The sequence below is a fragment of the Embleya sp. NPDC025285 genome, from assembly GCF_055558835.1.
Genome location: NZ_JBVHLU010000037.1, coordinates 60,496 through 82,403, shown reverse-complemented (window position 1 = coordinate 82,403; position 21,908 = coordinate 60,496). Strand labels below are relative to the sequence as shown.

Annotated in this window: 24 protein-coding genes; 12 read left to right on the top strand and 12 right to left on the bottom strand. The window is 72.3% G+C overall.

The window, feature by feature from the left end:
- Positions 1-18: 18 nt before the first annotated feature.
- Positions 19-915 carry a helix-turn-helix domain-containing protein gene (locus ACZ4FV_RS24885; protein WP_465323272.1) on the bottom strand — a complete coding sequence of 299 codons (897 nt, stop codon included), beginning with the start codon at positions 913-915 and terminating at the stop codon, positions 19-21.
- 135 nt (positions 916-1,050) lie between these two features.
- On the opposite strand from ACZ4FV_RS24885, the gene ACZ4FV_RS24880 reads away from it, so the two are divergent.
- Positions 1,051-2,268, top strand: a complete 1,218-nt coding sequence (locus ACZ4FV_RS24880; protein ID WP_402232180.1) for a cytochrome P450 — start codon at positions 1,051-1,053, stop codon at positions 2,266-2,268.
- 135 nt (positions 2,269-2,403) lie between these two features.
- Here the strand turns inward: ACZ4FV_RS24880 and ACZ4FV_RS24875 are convergent, their stop codons facing one another.
- Positions 2,404-2,988 carry a hypothetical protein gene (locus ACZ4FV_RS24875; protein WP_402232178.1) on the bottom strand — a complete coding sequence of 195 codons (585 nt, stop codon included), beginning with the start codon at positions 2,986-2,988 and terminating at the stop codon, positions 2,404-2,406.
- Between the two features lie 225 nt (positions 2,989-3,213).
- On the opposite strand from ACZ4FV_RS24875, the gene ACZ4FV_RS24870 reads away from it, so the two are divergent.
- Positions 3,214-3,747, top strand: a complete 534-nt coding sequence (locus ACZ4FV_RS24870) for a DUF6817 domain-containing protein (RefSeq protein ID WP_395865524.1) — start codon at positions 3,214-3,216, stop codon at positions 3,745-3,747.
- An 88-nt stretch (positions 3,748-3,835) separates the two neighbouring features.
- A complete protein-coding gene (locus tag ACZ4FV_RS24865; protein ID WP_395865522.1) occupies positions 3,836-4,243 on the top strand; it encodes a VOC family protein in 408 nt (135 codons plus the stop codon).
- A gap of 57 nt (positions 4,244-4,300) precedes the next feature.
- On the opposite strand, the gene ACZ4FV_RS24860 is transcribed toward ACZ4FV_RS24865, so the two are convergent.
- Positions 4,301-4,840 (bottom strand): VOC family protein, encoded by a 540-nt coding sequence (locus ACZ4FV_RS24860; protein ID WP_395865520.1) that lies wholly within the window; start codon positions 4,838-4,840, stop codon positions 4,301-4,303.
- A 139-nt stretch (positions 4,841-4,979) separates the two neighbouring features.
- On the opposite strand from ACZ4FV_RS24860, the gene ACZ4FV_RS24855 reads away from it, so the two are divergent.
- Positions 4,980-5,969, top strand: a complete 990-nt coding sequence (locus ACZ4FV_RS24855) for an MmyB family transcriptional regulator (RefSeq protein ID WP_402232174.1) — start codon at positions 4,980-4,982, stop codon at positions 5,967-5,969.
- Positions 5,970-6,021: 52 nt separating this feature from the next.
- On the opposite strand, the gene ACZ4FV_RS24850 is transcribed toward ACZ4FV_RS24855, so the two are convergent.
- Positions 6,022-6,648 (bottom strand): MarR family winged helix-turn-helix transcriptional regulator, encoded by a 627-nt coding sequence (locus ACZ4FV_RS24850; RefSeq protein WP_402232172.1) that lies wholly within the window; start codon positions 6,646-6,648, stop codon positions 6,022-6,024.
- 68 nt (positions 6,649-6,716) lie between these two features.
- Between ACZ4FV_RS24850 and ACZ4FV_RS24845 the strand changes: the two genes are divergently transcribed.
- On the top strand, positions 6,717-7,436 hold the full coding sequence (locus ACZ4FV_RS24845) for an SDR family NAD(P)-dependent oxidoreductase (protein ID WP_402232170.1): 720 nt from the start codon (positions 6,717-6,719) through the stop codon (positions 7,434-7,436).
- A gap of 329 nt (positions 7,437-7,765) precedes the next feature.
- Positions 7,766-8,590 carry an alpha/beta fold hydrolase gene (locus tag ACZ4FV_RS24840; protein ID WP_395865512.1) on the top strand — a complete coding sequence of 275 codons (825 nt, stop codon included), beginning with the start codon at positions 7,766-7,768 and terminating at the stop codon, positions 8,588-8,590.
- Between the two features lie 128 nt (positions 8,591-8,718).
- Here ACZ4FV_RS24840 and ACZ4FV_RS24835 read toward each other — a convergent pair whose 3' ends face one another.
- The gene (locus ACZ4FV_RS24835; protein ID WP_402232168.1) at positions 8,719-9,654 is read right to left on the bottom strand and encodes a zinc-binding dehydrogenase; all 936 of its coding nucleotides are present in this window, start codon (positions 9,652-9,654) and stop codon (positions 8,719-8,721) included.
- A 112-nt stretch (positions 9,655-9,766) separates the two neighbouring features.
- Between ACZ4FV_RS24835 and ACZ4FV_RS24830 the strand changes: the two genes are divergently transcribed.
- Positions 9,767-10,384: a TetR family transcriptional regulator gene (locus tag ACZ4FV_RS24830; RefSeq protein WP_395865508.1), complete on the top strand. Its 618-nt coding sequence runs from the start codon at positions 9,767-9,769 to the stop codon at positions 10,382-10,384.
- 296 nt (positions 10,385-10,680) lie between these two features.
- Here the strand turns inward: ACZ4FV_RS24830 and ACZ4FV_RS24825 are convergent, their stop codons facing one another.
- The 3 genes from ACZ4FV_RS24825 to ACZ4FV_RS24815 form a co-directional block, all read right to left on the bottom strand.
- On the bottom strand, positions 10,681-11,442 hold the full coding sequence (locus tag ACZ4FV_RS24825) for an SDR family NAD(P)-dependent oxidoreductase (protein ID WP_395865507.1): 762 nt from the start codon (positions 11,440-11,442) through the stop codon (positions 10,681-10,683).
- Positions 11,443-11,519: 77 nt separating this feature from the next.
- The gene (locus ACZ4FV_RS24820; protein ID WP_465323271.1) at positions 11,520-13,094 is read right to left on the bottom strand and encodes an MFS transporter; all 1,575 of its coding nucleotides are present in this window, start codon (positions 13,092-13,094) and stop codon (positions 11,520-11,522) included.
- A 150-nt stretch (positions 13,095-13,244) separates the two neighbouring features.
- The gene (locus ACZ4FV_RS24815; RefSeq protein WP_395865503.1) at positions 13,245-13,829 is read right to left on the bottom strand and encodes a TetR/AcrR family transcriptional regulator; all 585 of its coding nucleotides are present in this window, start codon (positions 13,827-13,829) and stop codon (positions 13,245-13,247) included.
- Between the two features lie 227 nt (positions 13,830-14,056).
- Here ACZ4FV_RS24815 and ACZ4FV_RS24810 point away from each other — a divergent pair, with 227 nt between their 5' ends.
- The gene (locus ACZ4FV_RS24810) at positions 14,057-14,416 is read left to right on the top strand and encodes an MmcQ/YjbR family DNA-binding protein (RefSeq protein WP_395865501.1); all 360 of its coding nucleotides are present in this window, start codon (positions 14,057-14,059) and stop codon (positions 14,414-14,416) included.
- Between the two features lie 113 nt (positions 14,417-14,529).
- Here ACZ4FV_RS24810 and ACZ4FV_RS24805 read toward each other — a convergent pair whose 3' ends face one another.
- Complete coding sequence (locus ACZ4FV_RS24805) at positions 14,530-15,558, bottom strand: helix-turn-helix transcriptional regulator (protein ID WP_395865499.1); 1,029 nt, start codon at positions 15,556-15,558, stop codon at positions 14,530-14,532.
- Positions 15,559-15,619: 61 nt separating this feature from the next.
- Between ACZ4FV_RS24805 and ACZ4FV_RS24800 the strand changes: the two genes are divergently transcribed.
- A complete protein-coding gene (locus ACZ4FV_RS24800) occupies positions 15,620-16,765 on the top strand; it encodes a winged helix DNA-binding domain-containing protein (protein WP_395865497.1) in 1,146 nt (381 codons plus the stop codon).
- 239 nt (positions 16,766-17,004) lie between these two features.
- On the opposite strand, the gene ACZ4FV_RS24795 is transcribed toward ACZ4FV_RS24800, so the two are convergent.
- The gene (locus ACZ4FV_RS24795) at positions 17,005-18,114 is read right to left on the bottom strand and encodes a tetratricopeptide repeat protein (RefSeq protein ID WP_465323270.1); all 1,110 of its coding nucleotides are present in this window, start codon (positions 18,112-18,114) and stop codon (positions 17,005-17,007) included.
- A 140-nt stretch (positions 18,115-18,254) separates the two neighbouring features.
- Between ACZ4FV_RS24795 and ACZ4FV_RS24790 the strand changes: the two genes are divergently transcribed.
- The gene (locus tag ACZ4FV_RS24790) at positions 18,255-18,926 is read left to right on the top strand and encodes a TetR/AcrR family transcriptional regulator (protein ID WP_395865493.1); all 672 of its coding nucleotides are present in this window, start codon (positions 18,255-18,257) and stop codon (positions 18,924-18,926) included.
- A 6-nt stretch (positions 18,927-18,932) separates the two neighbouring features.
- Positions 18,933-19,589 carry an enoyl-CoA hydratase-related protein gene (locus ACZ4FV_RS24785; RefSeq protein ID WP_402232162.1) on the top strand — a complete coding sequence of 219 codons (657 nt, stop codon included), beginning with the start codon at positions 18,933-18,935 and terminating at the stop codon, positions 19,587-19,589.
- 54 nt (positions 19,590-19,643) lie between these two features.
- On the opposite strand, the gene ACZ4FV_RS24780 is transcribed toward ACZ4FV_RS24785, so the two are convergent.
- Positions 19,644-20,303, bottom strand: coding sequence for an MBL fold metallo-hydrolase (locus ACZ4FV_RS24780; RefSeq protein WP_395865489.1), 660 nt, complete (start codon positions 20,301-20,303; stop codon positions 19,644-19,646).
- A 144-nt stretch (positions 20,304-20,447) separates the two neighbouring features.
- On the opposite strand from ACZ4FV_RS24780, the gene ACZ4FV_RS24775 reads away from it, so the two are divergent.
- Positions 20,448-21,335, top strand: coding sequence for a spermidine synthase (locus ACZ4FV_RS24775; protein ID WP_395865487.1), 888 nt, complete (start codon positions 20,448-20,450; stop codon positions 21,333-21,335).
- 132 nt (positions 21,336-21,467) lie between these two features.
- Here the strand turns inward: ACZ4FV_RS24775 and ACZ4FV_RS24770 are convergent, their stop codons facing one another.
- A complete protein-coding gene (locus tag ACZ4FV_RS24770) occupies positions 21,468-21,863 on the bottom strand; it encodes a nuclear transport factor 2 family protein (RefSeq protein WP_395865485.1) in 396 nt (131 codons plus the stop codon).
- Between the last annotated feature and the right edge of the window lie 45 nt (positions 21,864-21,908).

The following is a 21,908-nucleotide window of genomic DNA, read 5'->3' as shown; positions in this document are numbered from 1 at the left end:
CTCGGCCGCACCGAGCGTTCAACGGCGTGGGCCCGAGTCCGAGGCGTCGACGTGCCGGGGGTGGGCCATCGTGGAGAGGTGGGCCGCTGTCGCGCGTAGCTCCGTGATGTATGTATGGCGCTCCGTCGGGCCTACGGCATTGCGTAGGGGCCCGATTTGCAGCTCGTGCGTTGGGCGGCCCCGGGGGTCGCGGACGGGGGCGGCCAGGTAGCTCAGGGGGAGGGGTTCGTCCGAGGTCAGGTCGGCGTCCGTGTACGGGTGGGCGCTGATCGAGGCGAGTTGGGTGCGGACGCGTGCGCGGAGGGCGGTTCGGCCCGGGTGTTCGTCCAGGAGGCCCACCACGTCCCGCAGGACGGCCAGCAGTTCCGTCGAGTCGGTGCGTGGGCGCCACGCGGCGACCCCGTGGGACCGGATCGTGTCCAGGGCCGGCGCCAACTCCGGTGCGTGGGCGAGCCACGCGGCCCGTTCGGTAGCCGGCCGCCACGGCATCACCGACGCGCCCGCAGGCGGTCGCAGCGGAAGCCGGGTGCCCACCTCGATCCCCGCCGGCACCAGTCCCGGACCCGGCTCCACCACGAGGAAGACCACGTGGTCCGTACCGACCAGGGACAACGCCACCCCGCAGCCGACCCGTTCCGCGAGCCCCGCCAACACCTCCGCCGCATCGTCCGGCGGCCGAACCCGCGCGTGTACCGCGTCGGCGACCGCCAGCAGACCCGGCCCCAGCGTGTAGAGGCGATCGGCCCCACGCTGCACCCACCCCGGCGACTCCAAGGCGGCAAGCACGGCGGTCGCGGTGGACCGGTTCAGGTCCAGGCGCGCGGCCACCTCCGACACGCTCAACCCGACCGGCGCGGCGGCGGCGATCAACTCGACGACGGCCACGACCCGATCGGTGGGTGGCGAAGCAACCATGAGGACCTCTTGTCCGGGCTCGACGTCATGCCTAGAGTCAATGAATATACGTCACTTCGGCGACGAATATTCGTCAACCACTCATCGACGACAGGTGGTTGCGATGCGACGCCGAGGGCTGACCGGGGAGTCCGGATGAGCGATGTGCCCGTGGTGCGTGACTTGGACGCGCCCTTCGACATCGAGGGATACGACTTCGCCTTCGACGACATTCCGAACCCGCACGAGTTGATCGCGGCGGCTCGGGCGCGGAAGCCGTACGCGCTCGTGCCGTTTCTGGGGACGCGCGCGGTGATGTTCCTGACCCACGATCTGGTGAGTGCGGCGTTCAAGGACGAGGAGTCGTTCCCCGCGGCCGCGATCTACTCCGCGACCACCGAACCCGTGCTCGGGCACACCATCCAGTGCATGCGCGGCGCCGAGCACCGGATCAACCGCAAGCTCGTGGTGCCGGCCTTCCGCCGCAAGATCGTCACCGACCAGGTCGAGGCGATCCTGGAACCCCTGGCGCATGAACTCGTCGACCGCTTCGAGGCGCGTGGAGAGGCCGACCTGGTCACCGAGTTCACGCACGGCTACCCGGTCCAGGTGATCACCCGGCTGCTCGGGCTGCCGGTCGACGACGAGGAACGTTTCCGCCGCTGGGCCGTCGACCTGTTCCACTTCCCGATGGCGCCGGACGCGGCCGAGCGCGCGTCGCGCGAGTTCACCGAGTACGTCACGCCGATCGTCGCGCGCCGCCGGATCGACCCGGGCGACGACCTGCTCTCGACGCTGGCCGGCACCGAGGCCGAGGGCCGCCGGCTCACCGACGAGGAGATCCTGTCCTTCCTGCGGCTGCTCTTCCCGGCCGGTGCCGACACCACCTACCTGGCCCTGGGCAACGCCCTGTACGCACTGCTCACCCACCCCGAGCAGTTGGCCCGCGTGCTGGCCGACCCGGACACGGAACTGGAGTGGGCGGTCGAGGAGTCGCTGCGCTGGGAGCCGCCGGTGGGACTGCTGCCCCGGATCTGCCCCGCGCCGGTCCGCGACTGGCAGGGTCTGGGACTGGACATACCGGCGGAGACACCGCTGATCTTCGCGATCACGGCGGCGAACCGGGACCCGGCGCACTACCCGGACCCCGACGTGTTCGACATCGGCCGTCGGGTCCGGCCGACGCTCGCCTTCGGCGACGGTCCGCACGTGTGCCTGGGCACCTGGCTGGCGCTCGCCGAGATCCGGGCCGCGCTCAAGGTGCTGCTGCAACGCCTGCCGACGATGCGACTCGCCGAGCCGACCCGAATCCGGGGCCTGCTCGGCACCGCGCTCCGCGGCCCGGAGTCGCTACGGGTGCGCTTCGACCGCTGAGGCGCGCGCGGGCCCCGGACGGCGGCGGTCGGTACCCCGTCCCACCCGACCGGCGCCGCGACCTCCCCGGCCCCGCCGGGGAGAGCGTTCGTCGTGACGACGGCCGCCGACACGACGAGGTAGTCCGCCGACTACCTAAACCGCCTGCTCGGCCGGGGTTGTCGGGTCGGTTGCCGCGTCGAGGCGGGTGACGTTTTGGAGGAGGCCCCAGACGAAGTCCAGGCGGTAGGTCGCCGCACCCTCGGTGATCAAGCTCCCCCACCGACTCGGCGCCGATCCCTCCACATGGCGCAGTTGCGGGAACGCGAGGGCGACGTCGCCGATCACGAACTCCCACGGCCGCAGGTCGGCCACCGTCTCGACGGGCGGAATGCCGGCGGGATCGGCTCTGACCAGCCATTCCTGCCAGACCCGCCCGTCGGGGCCGGTGAGCACCTCGAAACGCAGCCCCGGCCACAGTGGCAACACCCACCACTGGGCGTCGGCGGTGAGATCCCCGATCCTGCGCTCGGCCCGGCCGGCCGGTTCGCCGAGCGCGGCCCGGTACGCGCGGCCCGAGCCGCCGACCGAGCGGGAGCGCACCATGCGCTGCCATTGCGCGTTGACCTCGCGCATCCGCGTGCGGGTGAACTCCAACTCGCGGACGGCGTCGGCGACCAGGTCGGGTTGGTAATCGCTCATGCGTCGCAACAACACCAGACAGAATTGATCCGGTCCCACGGTGCTCTCCGTACTCGTTCGCAGCAGACCTCGACGCTATCCACAAAGCGGACGACCATGCCGTCATTCCCCGCATTGTGATCGTCGGGCCGAACCCGAACACCTCGCAAGGTGTATTCCGGAGCCCCTGGGATCTGACGGTCCGTCAGCGCTATCGTGAACCCGAGGTCATCGGGCGGCCACCGAACCATCGGCGCCGACCCATTACATGGCAAGGGGTGGCACATGATCGTCGACTACATCCGCATGCTCGGTGGGGACCGCATCGAACATCCCGGCGGAACCCTGCTCGCCCATCTGAGCCGGGTCGAGGCACTGCTGGAGACCTGGGGCGCGCGCCCCGAACTGCGCAGCGCCGGCCAGTGCCACGCGTTCTACGGCACCGACGGCTTCGCGACCGCGCTGCTCCCGCTCGACCGCCGGGCCGAACTCGCCGGCCGGATCGGCGTGGACGCCGAGCGCATCGTGTACTTCTACGCCAGTTGCGACCGGGCCGCCAGCCACGGCACGCTCGTCGACGGCACCTTCCGGGATCGATTCACCGGCCGGACCTACCGGCCCACCGAGGCCGAGCGCCGCGACTTCGCCGAGCTCACCGCGGCCAACGAACTGGATATCGTCAAGATCGACCCGCAGGCCCACGCGCGCTGGGGTGCGGCCCTCCTCGACCTGCTCACCGGCTTCCGCCCGCTGCTCAGCGCCCCCGCGTGGGCCGAGTGCGAACGCGTGCTCGCGAACACGAAGGCCGGCAGCCGGTAGGACCGGCGACCGGATGGTAGTGATGGGGAGCCCGCCGGTCCGGCGTCGGGTCGCCGGCCCGACGGGCGAACGGTGTCGAGGGAGAATCATGCGTATCGAACGGCTCGACCATCTCGTGCTGACCGTCGCCGACATCGGCGCCACGATCGACTTCTACGCCGGAGTGCTCGGCATGAAGCCGGTGACGTTCGGCGACGACAGACACGCTCTGCGGTTCGGCGCGGGCAAGATCAACCTGCACCGGGCGGGCGCCGAGTTCGAGCCGAAGGCCCGCGCCGCCACCGCGGGCAGCGCGGACCTGTGCTTCGTCGCCGAACCCCCGCTCACCGCGATCACCGCCGACCTGCTCCGCGCCGGAGTGCCGATCGAGGAGGGGCCGGTGCGGAGGACGGGCGCGCTGGGGCCGATCGACAGCGTGTACGTGCGGGATCCGGACGGGAACCTGGTGGAGATCTCGGTGTATCCGACCGATCCGCAGGCCGGCGCGGTGGTGTGACGCCGGGATCCGGATGCCGAGACCACGTGCGGGGGATCCCGGACGGCCCGGTGTGGTTCAGCGACCTTCCGGCGTCGGGCGGTGTTCCACGTACTCGACGATCGTGCCGTCGGGGTGCCGCGCGGTGAGGCCCGCGCCGGTGGGTACGCGGCGCGGCGGCTCGGTGATCTCCGCGCCGGCCGCCGTCAGGCGTTCGAGGTAGGGGGCCAGTTCGGGAACGAGCAGGGTGCCGGTGGTGGACCGGAACCGCTCGACCGTCTCGGCCTCGCCCTCGATCAGCAGGAAGCCGCCGACCGCCGAGAGCGCGATGCCGAACTCCCGGAAGGTGAACCACATGTCGCGCTCGACGCCCTGGAGCTCCTCGTAGAACGTGGTCGCCCGCTCCAGGTCGCCGGGTTCCACGAAGACCCGCAGGAACGCGCGGGGCGTGGCGAGCGTGGACGAGTCGTTGCTGCGGCGCCACATGATGTCGGCGGCGGCGGGGTCGGGTTCGGTGGTCGGTCCGGTCGTCTGTCCGGTTGTTTGTTCGGCAGCCGGTCCGGCAGCCGATCCGGTCGTCGGTCCCGTGGTCGGTCCGGTCGTCGGTTCGGTGGTCATCGGTATCGGGGTCCCTTGGCTGTGTGCCGGGCCGATCGGCGCCGGCGGCGTTCATCGGTACGTCCACCACCCTCGCGGCGTCGCCGCGGTCGGGGCAGGCTCCGGTTCATACGGTGACCAACGGTCATAGGCTGGGCCGATGGCCACCGAGGACGAGCCGGATCGCCGGCGCGAGTTGGGCGGGTTCCTGCGCGCCCATCGCGAACTGCTCACCCCCGAAGCCGTCGGACTGCCCCGATCGCCGCGCCGCCGGACGCCGGGCCTGCGCCGCGAGGAGGTCGCGGCGCTGTCGGGGGTCGGGGTGGCCTGGTACACGTGGCTCGAACAGGGCCGGGTGGACACCTCGCGCCAGGTCCTCGAAGCGGTGTCGCGGACGCTGCGCCTGGACGCCGACGCGCGTCGGCACGTCCTGGAACTCGCCGGTTTCCACGTACCGGCCGGCCCGAGCACGACCCCGGCCGACGGCCTCCGAGCGATGGTCGAGAGCTGGCCGGCCACCCCGGCGCTGGTGCTGGACCGGGCGCTGGACGTACTGGCCTGGAACGACGCCTGGCGGGCGACCTGGCCCGACCCGCGCACGGTGCCGACCGAGCGCCGCAACCTGCTGCTCATGCTGCTGACCGATCCGGCGTACGAGCCGGGGTTCCCCGAGCGGGAGACGGTCGCGCTCGACCTGGTCCGGCACCTGCGCACCCGCCCCGACGACGCACGCGACCGCGCGATCACGGCGGACCTGCGCACCGCGCGCCCGGATCTGGCGGCGTGGTGGCACTGCCGCGCGGTGGGCGTGTTCGCGGCCCGGACCGTGCGGGTGTGGGGGCCTGCGGCGCGGGCCGACGGCGGATCGCGGGCGGCGGGTCGCGTACCCGCGCTCGCGGAGGCCGAGCGGTCCGGCGCGGTCGACGGCGGCCGGGCGGGCCGAGTTCGGGATCCGCGAGGTGTGCCGTTGCGGTTCGCGATGTCGCTGCTGGTGCCGGCGGAGGCTCCGGAGACCACGGTGCTGGTGTGCACGCCGGCGGACGTGGAGACGATCGCGTACGTGACGGGAGGGTCGACCGATACGCGACCGGTGGACGCGGCGTCGACGACTCCGGGAGCGCGCGTGGCGGCGACAGGGGCGCGGGGGTAGGCGGATCCACGGCGCCGCGCGCGGGGCGGCGGCGTTCGAGGGCGCGGTCCGGTCAGGCGTGCTCGTCACCCACTTGGCTGAGCCGGTCGTCGCCCAGCCGGTGCTGTACATCACGGAAGAGGATCGCCAGCAGACCCGCGAGCTGCGTCTGCTGATCGGGGGTGAGCCCGTCGATCAGCGCGGCCTCGCGGGTCAGCACCCGATCCACCGTCGCCTCGACCAACGCGTGCCCCGTCTCGGTCAGTTCGACCTCGACCGACCGGGCACGACCGGGCCCGGGCCGCCGCACGACCAGCCCCTCGCGTTCGGCGCGGGCGACCCGCTGCGAAACGGCGCCCGCGGTGACCAGCGAGCGTCGACCGAGTTCGCGGGTGCCCAACGTGTACGGCGGCCCACTGCGGCGCAGCACGCTGAGCAGGTCCAGCGTCGCGGTGTCCACCCCGGCCCGGGCCAGCACCCGGCGCCGGTCGTCCCCGAGCAGCTTGGCCAGGCGCCAGATCGGCGTGACGATCCCGATCGAGGACACCGGCGTCCCGGGCCGCTCCCGCTCCCACGCGGCGGCGATCTCCTCGACGCTGTGTCCGACCCGTTCGTCGCCGTCCCGGACGCTCGCCGTACCCGCCGACACGCCCGCCTCGGTGCGGGCGTCGGGCAGGTCCTCGGGATTCTCGGTTGCCATCGGGCCTCCTTCGGGTGTTACGTTCAGACCTGAATTTAGATCTAAACGAAAGACATGGAGGTCATCCTATGGCACGCAACATCCTCGTCACCGGTGGCGGCACCGGTATCGGGCTCGCGGTCGCTCGGCACTTCGCCGCACTCGGGGACGCCGTGACGATCACCGGTCGGCGGGCGGAACCGTTGGCCGTCGCCGCCGAGGAGACCGGCGCCCGGGCGCTGGTCTGCGACCACACCGACCCCGAGGCGCTGACCCGACTGGTGGCCGAACTGCCCGAGCGCATCGACGTACTGGTCAACAACGCGGGCGGCAACACCGACTTCGACCACGGCGCGACCGACGACCTGGCCGGCTTCGCCCGGGCGTTCCGGGCCAATCTGGACGCGAATCTGGTCGGCGCCGCGCTGACCACCCGGGCGGTCGAGGACCGGTTGGCCGCCGGCGGCGCGGTGATCGGCATCGGCTCGATCGCCGCCGACACCGGGTCCGGCTCCTACGGCGCGGCCAAGGCCGGACTGGCCGCCTGGAACGTCGGCCTCGCGGACGCCCTCGGCCCGCGCGACATCACCGCCAACGTGGTGTCCCCGGGCTACATCGCGGACACCGAGTTCTTCCGGGACAACCTCACCGACGAGCGGCGCGGCCGGTTGGTCGCCGCGACGTCGGTCCGGCGGGCCGGCTCGCCCGCGGACATCGTGGGCGCCGTCGCGTTCCTCGCCTCACCCGCCGCCAGGCACGTCACGGGCCAGGTGTTGAACGTCAACGGCGGTGCGTACAAGAGCCGTTGAAGTCGGCGGTCCTTGGTCGTGGGCGACGGACGACGTGCCGCGCCCGCGATCCCGCCGAGCGCCCCGACCGTGCCGGGCGAGCCTTGAGCCACTCTCACCCGCAAGGAGCCGGCATGGCGAAAGCAGTATCGACGACGGCGGCCTGATCGTCGAGATGGAGGGCCTGGACGAGCTCTGGGCACAAGCCTCGACAGGTCCCGGTGTGGTGAGGAATCGGCCGGGAGCGGGCCGCGATCGGGTCCGGGTGGGAAAGTCGGTTCGCCGGACGGGGCGTCGGTGGCATCCGTAGCGTTGGTCTGTAAGGGGTTCTCGTACGGAAGGCAGATCTGATGAATTCCGGCACCCTGGCCGTTCCCGGAGCCGACCTCTATTACGAGGTGCGCGGCTCCGGGCCGGTCCTGCTGATGATCAACGGCAGCAACGGAGATACCGCCCTGTACGCGGGGCTGGCCGATCGCTTCGCCGACCGCCGTACGGTCGTCACCTACGACCGACGCGGCAACTCCCGGAGCCGGCTCACCGGTCCGCCCGAGGAGCAGCGGGTCGAACTGCGGGTCGAACAGCACACGGACGACGCGTTCCGGCTGCTTCGGGAGCTCACCGCCGAACCGGCGGCGATCTTCGGGAGCAGCACCGGCGCCGCCATCGGGCTCGACCTGCTCGCCCGTCATCCCGAGCGCGTCGAACTGCTGGTCGCCCACGAGCCGCTCGTGCTCGGCATGTTGCCCGAACCGAAGCAGTGGCACGCGAGGTTCGACGCCGTGTGCGACCTGTTCGTGACCGCCGGTGCGAGGGCCGCGATGGACGAACTCTGCGCGTTGTTAGGGGTGGCCGCCCCGCCCGAGCCCGCGGCGGAGATGCCGGCGTCGATCCGGGAGTTGCTCGAACGCGTGCAGGCCAACGTGGAGTTCAACTTCTCCTGCGAACTGCGCGCGTTCAGCCGCTTCGAACCGGACCTCACCGCTCTGCGCGGCGCCCCACTGGTGACGGCGGTCGGAGCCGAGGGAGTCCAGACGCTGCTCTACCGCACCACGGCGCTGCTCGCCGAGCGCCTGGACCTGCCGGTCACCGAGTTCCCGGGCGATCACATGAGTTACGCGATGCGGCCGGAGGAGACCGCCGAAGCCCTGGCCCCGATCCTCGAGCGCAAGTAGGGGCCGGGCTCCGGGCCGCACGACGTCACGGGGTCGGGCCGCCGGTGTTCACGAGGTCACGGGGTCGGGTCGCCGGTCGTCACGGGGCCGGCCGGCCCTCATGAAGTCACGGGCCGGGCCGCCGGCTCTCAGGAAGTCACGTCGAGGACCGCCTTGCCGCCGAGCCTGCGGTCGGCGAGCAGTTCGGCGGCTTCGGCGATCTTGGTCCAGGAGTCGTGCCAGGAGATCTGCGGGTCGAGGTCGCCGCGCGCGGTCCGGGCGGCGAGCCAACCCAGATCGGCGTCGATGCCCTCGATGTCGTCGAGCAGGTAGTAGGTGACCAGCGAGCGGTTGTGCCGACCCTCGTTCCCGAACAGCGCGCCGAACGCGAACTCCTCGCCCACTCCCGACGCGTGGCCGAGCGCGACCAGCGTTCCGCCACTCGCCAGCAGGTCGTACGCGGCGGTCAGGTGCGGTCCTCCGACGTTGTCCAGGACGCCGTACACCGGCGCGGTCGTGTACGGGAGCCCGTCCGTGAGCACCTCGGCGGCGCCGAGCGCGCGCAGATCGTCGGCCTGGGCCGGATTCCCGGTGGCCGCGATCACCTCGGCGCCGCCGAGCGCGGCCAGTTGCACCGCGAACCGGCCCACCCCGCCGCCCGCGCCGGTGATCAGGATCCGTCGACCCAGGATCGGACCGATCCGCCGCAGCGCCCGCAACGCGGAGAGCGCCGCCACGGGCAGCGGCGCGGCCAACGCTGCGGGCATGCCCTCGGGCAGCACACCGAGCCGACTCGTCGGCACCGCGCGCAGTTCGGCCCACGCGCCGCCGTCTCCGAGCGTGGTCACGGGCGTTCCCGCCGCGGGCCCGGAACCGTCCGCGGCGGCGCGCTCGACCACGCCGGCCGCGTCCCAGCCGGGCACGGTGCCGTTCTCGCCCAACGGCACGGTGAAGTGGACCTCGCCCGCGTTGAGCGAGATCGCCCGCACGCGCACGAGCGCCTCGTGCGGTGCGGGCTCGGGGTCCGGCACGTCGGCGAGGGTGAGGTGACCGGGGGCGGTGTGGTCGATGACGAGGGCGCGCATGGTGATGGCTCCTGTGCGGAGGTGGATGGGAGACGCCTACTGTGCCACTGAGTGGCGTTTGCGTACAAGTGGCTTTAGCGGCCGATAGGCGAATCGAGGTAGGCTGGCCCGCATGACCACCGAACTGCCGCTCCGGGAACGCAAGAAGCTGCGCACGCGGCAGGCGTTGGCCCAAGCCGCGCTGGAACTGTTCACCGAGAAGGGCTTCGACGCGACCACGCTCGACGAGATCGTGCGCGCGGTGGAGGTCTCCAAGCGCACGTTCTTTCGCACCTACGCGTCCAAGGAGGACGTGGCGCTCGCCCCGGAGCGCGAACTGTGGTCCGCCTATCTCGCCGACCTGGCCGAACGCCCGTTGCGAGGGTCTCTCCTGGCGATCCACCAGGCCGCCTTGACGGACACCCTGGCGACCATGCCCGACGACTGGGCGGACCGGTTCACGGCCAGTCGACGGATCGCCGAGGCGACGCCCGCCCTGAACGCGCACAGCCTGCGCTTTTGTGCGGACACCAGCGACGCCGCCGTCGACACGGTCATCGACCGGCTCGGTCCGGCCGCGCCGGACCGGATCCTGGTGCACCTGTCGCTCGACACGATGATCGCGGCGTGGCACTGGGCGCAGCGCGCATGGACCGAGCAGGGGGCGGGGCCGGGCTTGGCGGAGCATGTGGAGCGGGCGTTCGCGGCGATCCGGCCGAGTCTGGACCTGGTGGTGCCGGCGGCGGGCTGATGCGCCGCCCGGCCCGCGGGGACGGTTTGTGGCCGGCATGGCCGGCGTGGCGTCTCGGGCGTACGGTCTCCCTCGGCCCTGTGGCGCTCTCGGGTCTTCGACGGCCGGAGCGCGGGAGATTTTCACGGCGCGGGCACGGTCGCGGGCATGGGCGCGGGCAGGGGGACGGTCGCGTGTGGGCGCGCGCGATCGCGGGTGCAGAGCGCAGCGCAGTGCCGGAGCGTGCCGAGGCGGCCCGGCCGGGTCGGTGGGACGGCGGCCGGGCCGGAGCTCGGAGCGGGCGGGGGCGAACTGGGTCAGGCCGATGCGCCGCCGTCGAGGACGAGGTCGGTGCCGACCGCGAATCCGGCCTCATCGGAGGCCAAGTACAGGACGGCCGCCGCGAATTCGGTCAGCGTGCCGATCCGACCGGACGGGTTCTCGACCTTCATCCGGTCCGCCCGGCCGGCCTCGGTCTCACCCGGACGCAGCGACATGGTGGTGTCCAGCGGACCCGGGCTGACCGCGTTGATCCGGATACCGTCACCGATGTGGTCCAGCGCGGCGTTGCGGGTGAGCGCGCTGACGGCGGCCTTGGACGTGACGTACGCGCCGACATTGGCCAGCCGGGAGTGCGCACCGAGGTTGGACGATATGTTCACGATCGCCCCGCCGCCGTTGGCCCGCATGTAGCCGATCTCGTGCTTCATCGACAACCACGTGCCGGTCACGTTGACGTCCAGGACGGCCCGGAAGTCCGCCTCGTCGACGTCGCCGAGCGGGCCTATGCCCAGGATCACACCGGCGTTGTTGACGGCGACGTCGAGGCCGCCGAACAGTTCGACGGTGCGGGCGACGAGCGCGGCCAGGCTCGCCGAGTCGGTGACGTCGGCGGTGACGGCCGCGGCGCGGCCGCCTTCGGCCTCGATCAGGCGAACGGTCTCCGCCAGCGGCGCGGCACCGCGGCCCGCGACCACGACGGCGGCGCCCTCCCGGGCGAAGGCGAGTGCGACCTCCCGGCCGCCACCCGAGCCGGCGCCGGTGACGAGGACGGTCTTGGCAGTGAAACGTGCGGACATGGTGGGTCTCCAGAGTCTTGCGGGTTGTGTGGGTGGTGAGTGGGTCGGGGAGTCGACGGGTGCGGGTGCTCCGCCGGTCAGGTGCGTTGCGGGTCGGGCTCCGGGATGTGGTCGTGGTCCCAGTCGGGAGCCCGGTCGTGGTCCCAGTCGGGGGCCCGGTCGTGGTCCCGGCCGCGGGCCGGGCGGAAGGCCGCGAGGGCCGCCAGGGCCGCCACGAGGAAGACCGCTCCGGCCGTGCCGAAGGCCCACGCGTAGCCGACGATCACGTCGCCGCGGGTCGCGGCCACCGACATCAGCGCGGCCAGGCCGACGGTGGGTCCCAGTTCCATCGCGGTGTTCAGCACGCCGCCGGCCAGGCCCGCCTGGTGGACGGGTATGTCCCTGGTGGCCAGGACGGCGGTGCCGGCGAAGATCAGGGCGGCGCCGACGGGGAGCAGGACCAGCCCCGGGAGGAGGTCGAGGGCGTAACGGCTGCGGTCGTCCAGGCGGGCGAGCAGGAGCAGGCCCGCGCCGCCGATCAGCAGTCCCAGCACGGTGACGCGGCCCGGGCCGTACCGGGTGATCAGCGGGCCGGCGGCGCGACCGGTCGCGATCAGCGCGAGGGTGAACGGTACGAACGCGCCTGCCGTCGCGAGCGGCGACCAGTCCCGTCCCTGCTGGAGGTAGAGCGAGATCAGGAAGCTGATCAGGCCGGTGCCGGTCGCCGCGAGCAGTACCCCGACCAGCCCCAGGATCCGACGCGGATCGCCGACGAAGCCCGGCGGCAGGAGCGGATCGGTCACCCGGCGCTCGACTGTCAGGAACGCGACGAGCAGGCTCACGCCGACGCCGAGCGGGACGAGTACGGCCGCCGACGCCCACGAGTGGTCGCCGGTCACGGTCAGGCCGTACCCGGTGACGGTGATGCCGACCGTGGCCAGGATCGCGCCGATCGGGTCGAGCCCGGGGCGACGGCCGGACGGGGCCGCCGTCCCGTCGGCGGCCTCGCCGAACGGGGGGCGCCCGGCCGGCAGCAGACGCGGCGTCAGGAGCAGACCCAGGACGGCCACGGCGACCGGTACGACGAACATCCAGCGCCAGGACACCCACGTCGTGAGCACGCCCGAGGCCAGGTTGCCGGCGGCGGCGCCCAGTACGGACAGGCCGCCCCAGGTCGCCATCGCCCGCCGATACGCGCCCGGTTCGGGGTACACCGCGCGCAGCACCGCCATCGCGGCCGGCGCGGTCAACGCCGCCCCCAGGCCCTGCCCGAAGCGCACCGCGACCAGCACCGCGAAGCCCGGCGCGAACGCGGCGACCATGGACGCGAGGCCGAACACGACCAGGCCCGTCGTGAACATCCGGCGCCCGCCGTACCGATCCGCGAGCCGACCGCCGAACAACAGCAGTCCGCTGAACGGCAACCCGTAGGCGGCGCTGACCAGCACCAGATCGGCCGACCCCAGGCCGAATTCCCGGCCGATGTCGGGCAATGGCACACCGATGATGGTGATGGTGAAGATCAGCGTGGCCTGCACGGTGCCGAGCAGGACGAAGGCGAGGGTGGCGCGTGGGGCCGGGGCGGGGGAGGGGACGGGGGCCAGTGTGCTCGTGTTGCTCTTTGAGCCGAGGCCCGTGGTCGGGGCCGTTCTCGTAGCCGTTTCCGTGTCCATTTCCCTGTCCGTGCCTCTGCTTCCGGCCATTCCGGTCAGACCTGTCATGCCGGTACCCCCCGTCGCCGTCAGCTTTTACAGATCGATCGTTCTGGAATCAAGGCGTGCGTGTCCGGTGGTGCGACGAGTGCCGCGCCGTTCGGGGGCTGTTCAGGTGAGCAGGGCGAACGCCTGCTGCGTCGCGTCCCGCAGGCGCAGCGAGTCGGGGCCGGCCTTGCCGACCACGCGCATTCCTTGCAGAAGTACCAGCAGGAAGCGGGCGAGGGCCTGCGGGTCCCGATCCGGACCCAGCTCGCCCTGCGCCCTGGCCCGGGTGAGCGCGACGGTCAGATTGGTCTCCATCTGACTCCAGCCGTGCTCGACGATCCGCGCCGCGCGCGGGTCGTGCGCGGCCAGCTCGGCGGCGGTGTTGGTGAGGAAACAGCCGCGCAGCCGGGTCGGCTCCTCGCACGCCTGCCGGGCGAACCGCTCGACGAGTGCCCGGACGGCCGGCAGTACCGGGCCCGGCTGGGACAACTCCTCGAACAGCTCCGGGTTGCGGCTCTCGCGGTAGCGGTCGAGCGCCGCGAGGTAGAGGTCGTGTTTGTTGCCGAACGTCGCGTAGATGCTCGCTCGGGCGATGCCGAGGCGAGCCACGAGGTCCGCCATCGAGGTCGCCTCGTAGCCGCGCTCCCAAAAGAGTTCGAGAGCGGCCTGCAAGGCGGCGTCGGGATCGAATTCCTTGGTCCTGGCCACGAGGGCGACTCTAGAACATTCGAGAACGAGTGGTCAAGAAAGTGCGACACCTCTTGCGCTCGGCGGGCCGGTGTCGGGTCGTTTGCATAGGGTGCGAGTCGGTCGTCGGAGCGACCGTCGCGTGCCGTCGGCCCTGTCGCGGGCACGGCCGACCCGCCCGGACCGGGCGGCAGTCGGCGTCCTCGGCGGCGGGCGGGCCGGGGGAACGGGTTGATGGAGGTAAGGCGATGGCAGCCACCGCGGACGACGTGCGTCGACTGGCGCTCGCGTTGCCCTCGACGACCGAGAAGCTCGCGTGGGGCATGCCCACGTTTCGGGTCGCCGGCAAGATCTTCGTCTGGCTGGGCGAGGACGACGCGTCGATGGGCATGAAGTGCCCGATCGAGGAGCGCGCCGAGCTGATCCGGGCCGAGCCGGAGAAGTTCTTCCTGCGCGACGGGCACGACGACACGGGCAACTGGATCCGCGTGCACCTGTCGGCGGTGGACGACGAGGACGAACTGCGCGCGATGGTGGTGGACGCGTGGCGGCTCACCGCGCCCAAGCGACTTGCGGCGGAGCACGGTGAGCCGGGCGTCGGTTCCTGAGGCGAGCCGCGGGCTCGGGCGGGTTTCCGGGCGGGGGCCGGAGCCCGTCGGGCCTGCGGCCGTCGTCGGGTGACCGGGCACCTCGGGCCTGTGGCCGTCCCGGGTTTCGGCGCTCAGCCGGCCGCCGCCCGGGTCCAGCGTCGGCCCAACTCGGCGATCCGGGACACGAGTTCCGGTGGGCTCTCGACGGTGAAGTCCAGGTCGAGGAGCACGAGGCGGAACGCCAACGTGTCGATCGAGGACGATCCCGTGGTCAACCGGCACGTGTTCGCGTCGATCGCCGCCAGCACACCGTCGGTCGCGCCGATCCGTGCCGCGGCGACCTCCGGGGCGGCCCGCAGGAGCACGCTCGCGCGGTGCGGGTAGGCGCGGGTGGAGATGCCCGCCGACATGTACGCGACGACGTCCTCGTCCGGAAGCGGACGCGGCTCGAACCGCGGGCCGTTCGGCGTGCGCAGCCGGATCCGGTCCACGCGATAGGTCCGCCAGTCGTCCCGGTCGAGGTCCCAGGCCAGCAGGTACCAGCGACGTCCGGTACAGGCGAGCCGGTGCGGCTGGGCGCTGCGCACACCCTCACGGCCGTCGTGGGTGCGGTAGTCGAAGCGCAGCGTCTCGGCGGACCGGCACGCCGTCGCGATCGTGCTCAGGTCGGCGGGCGCCACCGTCTCACCGGCCACCGGCAGCACCACGGTGACCGCGTCGAGCGCGCCCACGTCCTGTCGAAGGCCGGTCGGCAGCGCCTGTTCCAGCTTGGCCAGCGCCCGGGCCGAGGTCGCCTCGATCCCGGCGACGGTGCCGCCGACGGCGGTACGCAGGCCGGAGACGATCGCGGCCGCCTCGTCGTGGTCCAGCAGCGGCGGCAACGGGCCGCCCGGGTCGAGTCGGTAGCCGCCGGACGAGCCCGCGGTGCGGACGTGATAACCCGCGTCGCGCAGTCGCCGTACATCGCGCCGCAGCGTGCGCGGGCTGACGCCGAGGCGGGCCGCGAGGCGGGGGCCGGTCCAGACGGGTGCTTCGGAGTGGCCGGCGGGGTCGGGTCGGTCGGTGCGATCGGGGTCGTCGGCGCGCTCGTGCGGCTCGGGTCGGGATTGCAGGAGGGACAACAGACGAAGCAGGCGGGTCGTACTCTCCAACGAGTCCATGTCTTCAGGGTGACGTCGAATGAGGCAAGTTTCCGACCGCATTCGCTCCTAGTCTGGGCGCATGGAGATCACCACCCTCAGCACCCGCCGGCTCAACCGCGTGCTGCTCGAACGCCAATTGTTGACCCGGCGGCACGCGCTCTCGGCGGAGGCGGCGATCACGCACCTGGTCGGCATGCAGGCGCAGGCGCCGCACCCGCCGTACATCGGCCTGTGGACCCGGCTCGCCGACTTCCGGCCGACGGAACTGGCCGACCTGCTGACCGAGCGCCGGGTGGTGCGGCTCGGCCTGATGCGCGGCACGGTGCACCTGGTGACCGCCGACGACTGCCTCGCGCTGCGGCCCGTCGTGCAGTCGATCTACGACGCGGACCTGTACCGGAACGTCCTGCACGGCCTCGGCGACTCGACCGTCGACGTTCGCGAACTCGTGGCCGCTGGACGCGAGTTGATGGAAAAGCAAGCGCTGACGGCGAAGGGACTGGGCCTCGCGCTCGGCGAACTGTTCCCCGGCGAGAACCCGAAGGCGCTCGCACACGCGCTGCGCAGCCAGGCGCCGCTGGTCCAGGTCCCGCCTCGCGCGCTGTGGGGCCGCAGCGGCCAATCCGCCTGTACGACCGCCGAACACTGGCTGGGCCGCCCGCTGTCGACGACATCGACACCCGACGCGATGCTGCTGCGCTACCTGGCCGCCTTCGGCCCGGCCACGGTGGCCGACATGCAGGCCTGGTCCGGCCTCGGCGGGCTGCGCGAGGTGGTCGACCGCCTGCGCCCGAGCCTGCTCGTGTACCGGGACGAGTCCGGCCGTGACCTCTACGACCTTCCCGACGCCCCGCTCCCACCCGAAGACACCCCGGCCGCGGTCCGGTTCCTCCCCGAGTTCGACAACATCCTGCTCTCCCACGCCAACCGCACCCGGATCATGTCCGAGGAGGACCGCAAGCGCCTGTTCACCGTCAACGGCATCATCCGCGCGACCTTCCTCGTGGACGGCTTCGTCGCCGGCATGTGGCGCCTCACCCGAGCCGGCAAACCGGTCTCGCCCGGCTCCCCGGCCGCCACGACCAACCCCGCGGGCCCACCCCTCACCCTCGAAATCCAACCCTTCCGCCCCCTCACCCCCGCCACCGAGTCCGCCCTCACCACGGAAGCCGCCGACCTGATGACCTTCACCACCCCCAACAACCACGACATCCGCGTCGTCTGACCCGAACCCCTCCCACCACCCCGGAGTCCGCCCCGGCGCCGACCCCCGAAGGCACGCCCGTCACGCGGCTGTCGGGACCCTCTGCGAAGGTGCGGGCCGTGACCTTGATCGAGCATGGCGTTCGGACATCGTGGGACCGCATCGACGCATGGCTCGAGAGCCATATTCGGAGAGCCCCGGCCCGGCCCGCCGTGGATGCCGAGCTTCTCGACGCGTTCGCGCGGGAGGCGGGCGTGGAGCTACCCGCCGACGTGCGTGCGTGGTGGGCCCTCACCGGCGTCGGCTTCGAATGCCGGCTCCCCGGAACCTACGGTCCGGTGGACCGGGCGCAGGCGCTGGAGGCGAGAGAGATCGGGCTTTGGGTCGCGCCGAGTGCGGCCGACGGCGCGCGCGGGCGCGGGGGTGAGGCCGAGGGTGGTGGTCAGGGTGTGGGAGAGGTCGTGGGCCGGGGGTGGGGTGGTGAGGGAACGGGCGGTTCGGGTGAGGAGGTGGGTGATGCGGGGGGAGGCGATGGTGGAGTGGGCCGGGAGGATGCGGGAGTGCAGGAGGGTGGCGGCCTCGGGCCAGGTGCGGGTTCGGGCGAGGGCGTGCAGTAGGTAGGCGTGGTCGTTGAGGGCGGTGCGGCTGCCGGGGATGCGTCCGGCGGCGGCCTGTTCGAACAGGGGGATCGCGCGGGTCCAGTGGCCGTTGTCGGCGTGGATCATCGCGTGGTGCCAGGTGATCTCGGCCGTGTCGAGCCACCAGGCCCAGGCCGGATCGCGGGGACCGGCGCCTTGCAGGTGTCGGCTGTGGGTCTCGTGGATGAGGTCGAGCGCCTTGGCGTGCTCCCCGTATTGGTTGAGCGCCCGTGCCCGGCGCATCACGAACAGGGTCCGTACGCCGGGCGGCAGGTCGTCCGCCAGGACGGTCGCGCAGATGCCCAGTGCCTGGTCGGGGCGGCGCAGGTGGATGGCCTGCATGGCGAGTTGGGACAGCGCGAAGTGTTCGGCGGAGCGGTCGCCCGCGCGGCGCGCGGTATGCACGGCGTCGGTGCTCAGGCGGCGGGACAGGTCCTGCCGGTCGGCGTCGAAGGCCAGCCACCCGGCCACCTGTTGTGCCTCGGCCACGGCGGCCAGCCGGTCGCGGGAGGCCGGGCCGATCAGGGTGGCGCGCAGTGCCGATCGGGCCGAGCGCACGGCCGATTCGAGGATGGCCCCGGCGCCGTGGCGGGTGTCGAGCGTGACGATGTGGGCGTTGTGCTCGCGCAGTTGCCGTGTTTCGTCCAGGTCGCGGGCGCTGTACGGCCGCGCCGGCGGGAGGGCTTCGGCCGGGCCGACATGTGGCGTCGCGGGTAAGGGGGCGTGGGCCACGGGCCGACTCTCCGTCTTGGTTTCCGTGTCGTGACTTCCGTTCTCCGAGCCTGTCGCCATGAGATCACGGTGTGCCGTCCAGCAGGGCGGTGGGGCGGCGGAGAGCTGTTATGGAGCAGATGCTCTGTTATTGTTCCGGCATGCCTCGTCCTCGGGTTCACGATCTCGATCTGCTGCTGGACGCGGCCGAGCGGTTGGTGGCCGACGTCGGGCCGGAGCGCTTCACCGTGCGGGGGCTCGCGACGGCCTCGGGGGTGTCCAACGGGGCGATCTATCACGCGTTCGGGTCGCTGCCGGTCCTGCTCGGGCGCGTGTGGCTGCGCGCCGCGGGCGACTTCCTGGACTTTCAGGTCGAACTCGTCGACGCGGTGCGCCTCGACGACCCGGACGGCGGCGTCCGAGCGGTGCTGGCCGCGGCGAGCGCGCCGGCGGCGTTCGCCGACCGGCGACCCGAGGCGGCTCGGATGCTCATGGGCGTCCACCGCGATCGGCTGCTCGGCCCCGACCTGCCGCAGGAATCGGCCGAGGCGATGTTCGCGCTGGACAAGCGGGTTCTGGCGCTGCTCACCCGACTGGCGCGGGCGTTGTGGGGGCGGGCCGACGGGCCGAGCGTCGAAGTGGTGACGCTGTGCGTGGTCGACCTGCCGACGGCCGTGTTCCGCCGGGAACTGACCGGGCCGTGCACCGACGGCCGCCCCCGGATCGGCGCCGACAGCCGCGCACGACTGGAGGCCGCGGTCCGCGCGGTCCTCACCCTCCCGCCGCCGCTGCCGCCGCATGGCGGGCGGACGACGGGTTCCGGAAAGGAATGACCGACCATGCCCGAACTGCGCCACGAGGACCACGTCTTCGTCCTGGACCTCGGCGACGGGGAGAACCGTTTCGCGCCGGACTGGGTGAAGACCGTCGACGCCCTGCTCGACACCGTCGTCGAACACCCCGAACCGGCGGTGCTGGTGACCACGGGACGAGGCAAGTTCTACTCCAACGGCCTCGACCTGGACTGGTTGGCCGAACACGCCGACGAGTTCGGCCCGTACGTCGCCGACGTGGAAGCCCTGTTGGCCCGCGTGCTCACGCTGCCCGTGCCCACGATCGCCGCGGTGAACGGCCACGCGTTCGGCGCCGGGGCGATGTTCGCGATCGCCCACGACTTCCGGATCATGCGGGCCGACCGCGGCTACTTCTGCTTCCCCGAGGTCGACATCCGCATCCCCTTCTCGCCCGGCATGGCCGCGCTCGTCCAGGGCAAGACGACCCCCGCCGCGGCCGTCGCCTCGATGACCACCGGCCGACGCTTCGGCGGCGTCGAGGCCCGGGAGATCGGCCTGGTGGACGACACGGCCGAGGAAGCGGCCCTGGTCGCCGCGGCCTCGACCCGCGTACGCCCCCTGGCGGGCAAGGACCGCGCCACACTCGGCGCGATCAAGTCGACCATGTACGCGACCGCGGTGACCGCCCTCACGACACGCTGACGTCGACGGGAGCGGGGCCGGCGGAGCGCGGCTGCTCCGCCACGCAGCCGCGGCTCACCCGCTCGTGGCGAGCGTGGTGGTGTAGCCGGGGCGCGGGTGGTGGATGGGGCGGGTGTCGGAGCCGGCCAGTTGGGTCAGGAGGCGTTCGGCCAGGGCCAGGCCGGTGTCGTTGTACAGCCCGTCGTGGATCAGGAACGCCTGCTCCGGGGCCACTTCGCGGATGTAGTCGGCGGCGTCGCCGAGTTTGAGCCAGGGAGCGCCGGCCGGCACGAGCAGGGTGGGGGTGGCCTCCTCCGGAACGGTGAAGGCGTCGCCGGGGTGGAAGACGCGGCCGTCGATCAGGAAGCCGACGTTGTCGATGACGGCGATGTCCGGGTGGATCACGGCGTGCTTCTCGCCGTACACGTGCACGGACAGACCCTGCGCGCCGCCGATCTCGAACGTGTCGCCGTGCGTCACGGCGCGCACCCGACCGCCCAGGTCGGGGAACTGGGCGGCGACGGCCGGGTTGGTCCAGATCTCCAGGTCCGGGTTCGCCGCCGCGGCGGCCCGGAGCGTGTCGGGGACCACGTGGTCCACATGCTCGTGGGTGATCAGTACGGCGTCCGCGCCCACCATCGCGTCGGGCTCGCTGAAGGCGCCGGGGTCGATCACGACGGTGGCCGCGTCCGTGGTCAGTCGTACACACGCGTGGCCGAGCTTGGTGAACCGCATGCCTGTTCTCCCGGGGGTTGCGCTTGGTGATGGCCGATCGGGTGCCGGGGCGTCGCCGTCGCCGGCGACGCTCCCCGCGTCTCTTGCCGCTTCCCGGGTCGATCATGCCAAGTCGACCCCGGAGCGGCGGCGGGGAGGGCGCCCATGCTGCGAGACAATCGATTCATGTACGACGACCAGCAGGAACCGACCGAGTCCATTCCGGTGGGGCGGGCGACGGATCTCGGTGCGGCGTTGCTGATGCCCGACATCGACCTGCCCCGCGCGTGGTTGCTGACGCTCAACGATTCGCCGCAGTCGTACGTGGATCTCGACCGGCCCGAGCACCTGGAATTCGAGTACACGCGGCGCCTGGGCCATGTGGTGGATCTCGCGGCCGAACCCGGCGAGCCGCTCGACGTGCTGCATCTGGGCGGCGGTGGGCTGACCCTGCCCCGCTACGTCGCGGCCACCCGGCCGGGTTCGACGCAGACCGTCGTCGAGCTCGACGGGGAGTTGATCGCGCTGGTCCTGGAGCATCTGCCGTTGCCGGCGGGCGCGGCGATAGAGGTGTGCACCGGCGACGCCCGGGAGGAGTTGGCGGCGCGCCTCGACGATTCGGCCGACCTGGTGATCGCCGACGTGTTCGGCGGGGCGCAGGTGCCCGCGCATCTGACGTCGCGGGAGTTCGCCGCGGAGGTGGCCCGGGTGTTGCGGCCCGGCGGCGCGTACGCGGCCAATATCGCCGACGGCGGCGACCTCGACTTCGCACGCGCTCAAGTGGCCACCCTGCGCGCGGTGTTCCCCCAGGTGGCGTTGATGGCCGAGCCGGGCGTACTGCGCGGGCGGCGGTTCGGCAACCTCGTCGTGGTGGCGTCCACGGTCGCGCTGCCGGTGAGCCAGTTGGCCCGGCGTACCGCCTGCGACGAGACACCGGCGCGCGTGCTCTCCGGGATCGAGGCCCGGGTGTTCTCCCGCGACGGGGCGGCCGTCACGGACAGGACGGCGATTCCGTCGCCGGCTCCGCCCGGGGGGACGTTCCGGATCGGGTGAGCCATGGGTCGGGTGCGCCAAGGGCCGGGTGGGTCACGGTTCGGGTGAGCCACACGTGGGGTGAGCCGGGCCGGGTCGGCCCGGAAGTCGGAGCCGGGTCCGGAAGCCGGGTGTCCGGCCCGGATTCGGGTGTCAGGCCCAGAAGTCGGCTGCCGCCGTCATGTCCTCGACGCATTCGTCGAGGTCGGTGATCTTCTCGCCGACGAGGCGGAAGACGATGCCGCCCATCTGGTCGAGGTGCCTGCCCGCTCGCTCGCCGGTGGCCCGGTGCACCGAGACCACATGGCCGCGACCGTCGACGAACAGATGGCGCAGCTCGACGCGGAAGCTGCCGCCGGTCTCCGTCGCGAGTCGCTCGTAGTAGCCCAGCACCGCGTCCACACCCTTGAAGTCGCCCGACAACATGTGGTCGCCGGGGACATGGTGCGTACAGTCGGTTGTCATCATCGCGCGCAGAGTGCCCAGGTCACCCTGTGCGAACGCCTGGTAGCCCCGGCGAACCAGGGCGGCGTGTGGGTGTTCAGCCATGGCGTTTCGCCACCTTCCGCCACGAACATGGATGGATGGCTGACC